This window comes from Chitinispirillales bacterium ANBcel5, from assembly GCA_029688955.1.
In the GTDB taxonomy this organism is placed as follows: Bacteria; Fibrobacterota; Chitinivibrionia; order Chitinivibrionales; family Chitinispirillaceae; genus Cellulosispirillum; species Cellulosispirillum alkaliphilum.
Genome location: JARUKZ010000105.1, coordinates 1 through 1411 on the forward strand (window position 1 = coordinate 1; position 1411 = coordinate 1411).

The 1411-nt window shown below is 40.1% G+C and carries 1 protein-coding gene; it reads left to right on the forward strand.

Annotated elements, in window-relative coordinates; all coding sequences use genetic code 11:
* Positions 1-1108: YDG domain-containing protein (locus tag QA601_18900; GenBank protein ID MDG5817170.1), on the forward strand; the 1108-nt coding region annotated here is incomplete at its 5' end.
* Positions 1109-1411: the final 303 nt, after the last annotated feature.

Sequence of the window (1411 nt, forward strand, 5' to 3'; positions counted from 1 at the left end):
GATTGAAATAAGTGGTATTTCGGTGGAGGATAAAGTCTACGATGGAGATGAGGATGCGTATATCTCTGGCACAGCAGAGCTTGTAGATGTTATATCAGGTGATGATGTGCACCTTAATGGAAGCCCTGTAGCATCTTTTGAAACTAAAGCTGCAGGAGATAATATACCCGTTACTATCTTTGGATATGAATTAACAGGTGATTGTGCATCAAACTATAACCTCATCTTACCAATAGAGCTTACAGCTTCTATTACTCCAAGACCGGTTGAAATAAGTGGTGTTTCGGTGAAGGACAAGGTTTACGATGGTACGTCTGAAATTGAGATTATTACCTCTGATCTTACTGGTGTAATTGATGGTGACGAGGTTTACCTTGATAACCATACACACGGTACACTTTCCCAATCAGGGGTTGGGAATAGCATTACCGTGAGAACCGATATGGTTTTATCAGGGATCGATTCAGACAACTACTATTTTGAGCAACCTTTAGGTATTACTGCCCGGGTAACCCCTGCCAAACTAATCATTACAGCAAATGACACCACTAAGATGGAAAATGAACCGGATCCTGATTTTACAGTCAGTTATTCTGGATTTGTGCCGGGAGATGGAGTGGGTGTAGTTACAGATCTCGAAATCAACCGTGTTCAGGGTGAAAAACCCGGTGATTACGAAATCATTCCTTCTGGTGCTGTTGCCCCAAACTATAACATTCGTTACCAAAGAGGAGTTCTAAGAATAGAACAATCTGTATCGGTCAGTAATGACAGATCAATACTTAATCAGAACGAAAAAGGACAGTATGGAATAACCATTTTTAACAATCCGGTTTCTCGTAATTATTCACGTGCAGAATTCAATGTGAGAACACCAGAAGCAAGTGAACTCCAGATAATGATTTACGATGCACTTGGGAACCGCTTGTATGCTGAAACTGTTAAGACAGATCCATTTGGCAACAGTGAAACAATTGTCTGGAATCTATCAAATGCCCGTGGTGCGAGAGTTTCGATTGGAACCTATCTTATCCGGGTAGTTGGTTATGGTAGAACCACCTCTCAGCAGTACCTTTATGGGGCTAAGTTGGGAGTTACTGATAGGTGAATCTAGTATTTGAATGGAAGTAAAACTGCTTGGATATATATTATCTGCAGGGCCTTGCAGGGGCTGGTAAACATAACTCCCAAATGTGGGTCAGGCATGCGCTGTGCCTGACCTGATATTTATACAAAGTGTAATCTTGCTTCAAATGTATTAGGAGAAGATGTTATGTGTTGACGAGGTTTTTTTGGAACTTCTTATGGTTGTTATTGTTGCTTTATATTTATTGAAGCTATATGGATAATGAGGAGTTTGATACAACAATGAAAGACATAACTCCATGATGAAAATGAGCGAAACATTTTT